We start from the raw sequence: 5,620 nt of genomic DNA on the forward strand, positions 1-5,620 counted from the left end.
TGGTCGCGGCGGCCCCCCCCGGCGGCGCGGCCCCACCACGGGCCGTGCTCAGGAGGGGAGGCGGTCGAGGGCGGGCGGGCGGAGGCCGTGCGGCCGTACGAGGGTGCCGGGGCCGCCGGGGGCGAGGTGGTGCCCGCCGGCCGTGGCGCGGACGAAGGCCCCGTAGCCGCCGACGAACGGCAGGTGTGCCGTGGTGCGGCTGAGGTCGAGGGTGAGCCGTGGGGTGGTCGGGGCGGGCTCGATGAGGCCCGCGTCGGTGCCGGCGACGATCAGGGCGAGGCGGTGTCCCGCCGGGACCACGTGGTCGGTCGCGGCGAGGTCGAGGGTGATCGTGTAGGGCTTGCCGGGGGTCAGGGGGCGGCCCTTGGCGGGGTCCGCGTAGTGGCCGAGGTCGGCCCAGCCGCGGCTGACGACGGTGTGGCCCACCCGGGCGGTCTCGGCGGCGGTCTGCCGGTAGCAGGCGCTGTCGCCCGGCGTGCCGCTCCCCCAGCAGCTGCGGTCGGTGAGCGTGCGGATGCCTTCGCCGCGCGCGCCGTAGTCGCGGATGGTGTCCGGGCCGAGGTCGACGAGGACGGCCGTGAGGTGGGCCGAGGTGGTGGAGGGGGTGACCGTCACCCCCACCGTGGAGGAGCCGGACAGCCGCAGGTCACGGCTGAGCACCGGGGTGGTGAAGCCGGCTTTGGCGGGCGTGGCCTCGTCGATGCGCGAGGCCCAGTCCGCTTCGCTGAGCCCGGGGTCGTCGGTGAACACCTCGGTGGCGCCGGGCGGTGCGGGGGTCAGGCCGAGGGTGCCGACGCCCGCCACGGGGCCCGCGTTCGGGTGCAGGGCGGTGCCACGGGTGGCGCGCGGGGGCCAGGAGCGGTCGGTGGACCACCGGTCGGGGGCGCGCTCGACGTCGGCCGTGGGTTCGCGGTCGATGCCGTTGTCGTAGCCGAGGAGGTAGTGGTCGAACCAGCGGTGCAGCGTGGGCACCCAGGTCTCGCGGCGGAAATCGAAGGGGTCGACGTGCCCGGTCTGGGAGAGCCAGATCTTGCGCTCGACGCCCTGGTCGGCGAGGGCGTCCCACCACTGTCCGAAGTGCTTGGTCCGGACGTTGAGGTCCTGCATGCCGTGGACGACGAAGACGCTGGCGCGCACCTTGCCGGCGTCCGGCAGGTAGTCGCGCTCGCTCCACAGGGGCGTCCAGTCGCCGTTGCGGGGCGCGCCCTGGACGAGCTTGCGCTGCACGGCCTGGCAGCGGGCGCGCGCCTCGGAGCTCATGACCCGGTCGGCGAGGCCGGCGGGGCCGTCGTCGAACAGGGCGGCGCCCTTGGCGAAGTAGTAGTCGTACCAGGAGCTGATGGCCCCGATGGGGACGATCGTCTTCAGCCCCTCGACCCCGGTGGCGGCGACGCCGTTGGCGACGGTGCCGTCGTAGCTCTTGCCGATCATGCCCACGGCTCCCGTGGTCCAGCCCGCCGTGGTGGCCTGGCCACCGGTGCGGGTGGTGTAGCCGCGGGCGCGGCCGTTGAGCCAGTCGACGACGGATCTGGCGGACTGGATGTCGGAGTGGCCGCCGATGTCGACGCACCCATCGGAACGGTTCGTTCCGGCGAGGTCGACGAGGACGACGGCGTAGCCGCGCGGCACGAAGTAGTTGTCGTAGTACAGCGGGAACTGGACGGGCTTGCCCTGCGCGTCGTAGGTCTTCTTCTGGCTCTCGTTGCCCCGCCCGCAGCAGGAGTAGTACGGGCTGGCGTCCATGATGACCGGCACGCGCCGGCCCTGTTCGGCGGCTTCGCGGGGGCGGATGATGTCGACGGCGACCCGGTCGGAGCGGCCGTCGCCGTCGCCGTCCGTCGCGATGTCCACCCAGACCGATTCGCGCACGGCGCGGTCGTAGGAGTAGACGGGTCTGCTCTCGCCGCTTCGCCCCGGGGCGGCCTGTGCCGCGCTCACCGGGGCGAGGAGTACGGCGGTCAGGGCGGCGACCGCCGCCAGTACGAGTGTGGTCCAGGGTATGCGGGTGTCCCGCGGGCGTCTGCGCACGGCCGGACCGTAGCGCGGGTCAACTCCCGGGCAGAAGGGGGTGCGTGCGGACGGGAGGGGTTGCCGGGGACCCCGTCGTGACACGAACATGTCGTTCGTATGACGGGATGCCCCATGGACATACCCGTACCGCGGATGAGTACATAGGCTTCCGAGTGATCCATTCGCCTCTTACGAGTTGGAGTGCCTCGTGCGTCACAGACTCATCGTTCCGAGCGCGGCCGCCGCGTGCCTCCTGCTGGCGATCCCGGCCTCGGCGGCCGATGCCACACCGGGCGCGCCGGGCGCGGGTGACAGCTACTACCCCAACTCCGGCAACGGCGGCTACGACGTCTCCCACTACGACCTGCGGCTGAACTACCAGCCGAAGACGGACAAGCTGGACGGCACCGCGACCCTGATCGCCACCACCACGCAGGCGCTGTCGCGCTTCAACCTCGACTTCGCGCTCGACGTGAAGGAGGTGCTGGTCAACGGCAAGAAGGCGGCGCACACCACGTCCGGCTCCCACGAGCTGGAGATCACTCCGCCCGCCACGCTGGAGAAGGGCAAGCAGATCAGCGTGGTCGTCCGCTACAGCGGTACCCCCTCGCAGGTGAAGATCGACGGCTACACCGCCTGGAACCGCACCCCGGACGGCGCGGTCGTGGCGCAGGAGCCCGACTCGGCCCCGTGGTGGTTCCCGAGCAACGACCACCCGACCGACAAGGCCACGTACGACGTGTCGGTCAACGTGCCGGACGACGTCCAGGCGATCAGCAACGGCGTCCTCGCCTCCAAGTCCTCCAAGCTCGGCTGGACGCGCTGGAACTGGCGCTCCACCAAGCCGCAGGCCAGCTACCTGACCACCCTGGCGGTCGGCAAGTTCGACATCACCACGGACACGACCGCGAGCGGGCTGCCGGTCCTCAACGCCTACAGCAAGGACCTCGGCGACAACGGGCCCTCCGCCAGGGCGAGCATCGAGCGCTCGGCCGAGGTGATCGACTGGGGCAGCACCGTCTTCGGCCCGTACCCCTTCAACGCGGTCGGCGGCTACGTGCCGAACGTCAAGACGGGCTACGCGCTGGAGACCCAGACCCGGCCGTTCTACAGCCCGTCCGGGTTCGCGAACGGCGCGAACGTCCCGCTGGTCGTGCACGAGCTCGCGCACCAGTGGTTCGGTGACAGCGTCTCGGTGAAGAACTGGCGTGACATCTGGGTCAACGAGGGCTTCGCCACCTACGCGCAGTGGCTGTGGTCGGAGAAGGAGGGCGAGGGCACCGCGCAGGAACTCGCCGACTACGTCTACAACTCCGTCCCCGCCGACAACCCCTTCTGGAGCGTCAAGCCGGGCGACCCGGGCGCGGACAAGCAGTTCGACCGGGCGGTCTACAACCGCGGGGCCATGACGCTGCAGGTGCTGCGCAACGCCGTCGGCGACAAGACGTTCTTCGAGATCCTCAAGCAGTGGCCGACCGAGAAGAAGTTCGGCAACGCCTCGGTGCAGGACTTCGTGGCCTTCTCGGAGAAGGTTTCCGGCAAGAAGCTCGGCAGCCTCTTCGACACCTGGCTGTTCACGGCGTCGAAGCCCACCACGCCGCCGTCCCCGGGCGTCAAGGCCGGCAAGCCGGCGAAGAAGTCGTTCACGGCTCCGGCGCAGCCGAAGTCTTGGAAGAAGATCCAGGAGGCGCAGGCGGCGCACCGGCACTGATTTTTCCGTCGTTGCCGCGAGCGCCCTGCGGGCGCGTCCTCGATCGCCGGACGGGCTTTCAGCCCGTCCGGCGATCGAGGACAAGGCATGGCATCCCGTCCGGGCGTCAGCCCTCCGCCGGCTTCAGGACGACGAAGTCCGCGCCGGTCGGGTCGACGCAGACGGCGAGCCTGCCGACGCCTTCCGCGTCCTCCGGGCCCATCTGGAGCCTGCCGCCGTTCTTGGTGACGCGCTCGACCGTCGCGTCACAGTCGGCGGTGGCGAACACGGGGTGCCAATAGGGGCGGCCGTCGGTCAGCGTGAGGTGTTCGGCCGGGAGCTGCATGATGCCGCCCTGCATCCGCTCCTCGCCGAGGCCCGCGGGGGTGACGAGCGCGTAGGTGCCGCCTCCGCCGGGCAGTTCCATGTCCTGGGTCGTCCAGCCGAACAGCGCGCCGTAGAACTCCTTCGCGGCGGCCGCGTCCGTGGTGTAGAGCTCGGTCCAGCACAGGGAGCCCGGCCCGTCCACCGTCGCCATGCCCTTCATCTTTCCCGGCTGCCAGACGGCGAACTGCCCTCCCGAAGGGTCGGTGAACTGGGCCATCCGGCCCTCTCCGTCGGCGTCGCCCGGCGCCACCCGGACGGTCCCGCCGGCCCGCCGCACCGTCTCGGCCGCGGCGTCGGCGTCAGCGGTGCAGAAGTAGATCATCCAGGCCGGGCGGGCGCCCTTCTCGGTGAGCGGGCCGATGCCGGCGACCTCCTTGCCGTCCAGCAGGAAGGCGCCGTACTGGTCCGCCTCCTCACTCTCGTCGTAGGGCCGGAAGCCCCAGTCGAACACCGCGCGGTAGAAAGCGACGGCGGCCGGCACGTCGGGGGCACCGATGTCCACCCAGCACGGGGAACCGGGAACGTAATCAGTGGTGATCATGACGTCCTCCCTTCGCGGACCCGCTGCGGGACCACGGGTCCTCTGCGAAGCCAGCGTGACACCCACCACTGACAATCGCGTCCCGGACGGCCACGGGGGCGACGCTCCGGCACGCCAGGAGGTTTCACAGCGATGGTGATACAGCAATACTGTTGAACCCGACAGCCGCCGAGAGAGAGCGAGGCGCCGCCGATGGCCACGGAGACCGGGGAACCGACGCTCACCGTCGACGAGTTGGCCGCCCGCGCCGGCGTCACCGTGCGGACCGTGCGGTTCTACAGCACGCGCGGGCTGCTGCCCCCGCCCGAGATCGGCCCGCGCCGGGTGGGCCACTACGGGCCCGCGCACCTCTCCCGGCTGGCCCTGATCGAGGAGCTCCAGCACCAGGGCCTGACCCTCGCCGCCATCGAGCGCTACCTGGACCGGCTGCCCGCCGGGCTCAGCCCCCACGACCTGGCCATCCACCGCGCCCTGGTGGCCTCCTGGATGCCGGACAAGCCGGAGGAGACGACGCGGGAGCAATTGGAGCGGCGGGCCGGGCGGGCGCTGGCGGAGGAGGACATCGACCGGCTCGCCGCGATGGACGTCCTGGAGCGCGATCCGGGCGACGCCGACACCTTCCGGGTGGACCCGGGCCTGCTCTACCTGGGGGTGCGGCTGCTGGACGTGCCGATCCCTCCGGAGACGATCCTCGCGGCGCGGACGGTCCTGCTGGAGCACGCCCGTTCGACGGCCCGGGAGCTGACGCGGCTCTTCCACGAGGAGGTGGACACCCCGGACGTGGCGGCGATGAAGTCCCTGTCGGCCGATATGCAGCCCCTGGTGGTGCAGGCCCTGGTGACGGCGTTCCAGCGCTCGCTCAAGCACGAGCTGCGGGCGCTGTATACGAGGTAGCCGTCCGGCCTGTCCGTGCCGCCTGCGGCGGCGAGCGCCCTGCGGGCGCGTCCTCAAGCTCCCCCAGCTACCGCTGGGGGAGCCCCCAGGAGGTGCCC

General features: G+C 71.6%; 4 protein-coding genes. 2 read left to right on the top strand and 2 right to left on the bottom strand.

Features of this window, described 5'->3' with window-relative positions; all coding sequences use genetic code 11:
- Positions 1-48 precede the first annotated feature (48 nt).
- Entirely contained in the window at positions 49-2,118 is a 2,070-nt protein-coding gene (locus ABZ951_RS33410; RefSeq protein WP_344085770.1) for a Xaa-Pro dipeptidyl-peptidase, read from the bottom strand.
- Between the two features lie 100 nt (positions 2,119-2,218).
- Between ABZ951_RS33410 and ABZ951_RS33415 the strand changes: the two genes are divergently transcribed.
- On the top strand, positions 2,219-3,721 hold the full coding sequence (locus tag ABZ951_RS33415) for a M1 family metallopeptidase (protein ID WP_344085768.1): 1,503 nt from the start codon (positions 2,219-2,221) through the stop codon (positions 3,719-3,721).
- Positions 3,722-3,827: 106 nt separating this feature from the next.
- Here ABZ951_RS33415 and ABZ951_RS33420 read toward each other — a convergent pair whose 3' ends face one another.
- Entirely contained in the window at positions 3,828-4,628 is an 801-nt protein-coding gene (locus tag ABZ951_RS33420; protein WP_344085765.1) for a VOC family protein, read from the bottom strand.
- A 192-nt stretch (positions 4,629-4,820) separates the two neighbouring features.
- Between ABZ951_RS33420 and ABZ951_RS33425 the strand changes: the two genes are divergently transcribed.
- Positions 4,821-5,522 carry a MerR family transcriptional regulator gene (locus tag ABZ951_RS33425; RefSeq protein WP_344085763.1) on the top strand — a complete coding sequence of 234 codons (702 nt, stop codon included), beginning with the start codon at positions 4,821-4,823 and terminating at the stop codon, positions 5,520-5,522.
- The last annotated feature ends 98 nt before the right edge of the window (positions 5,523-5,620 follow it).

Source organism: Streptomyces sp. NPDC046215 (genome assembly GCF_040646215.1).
In the GTDB taxonomy this organism is placed as follows: domain Bacteria; phylum Actinomycetota; class Actinomycetes; order Streptomycetales; family Streptomycetaceae; genus Streptomyces; species Streptomyces stramineus.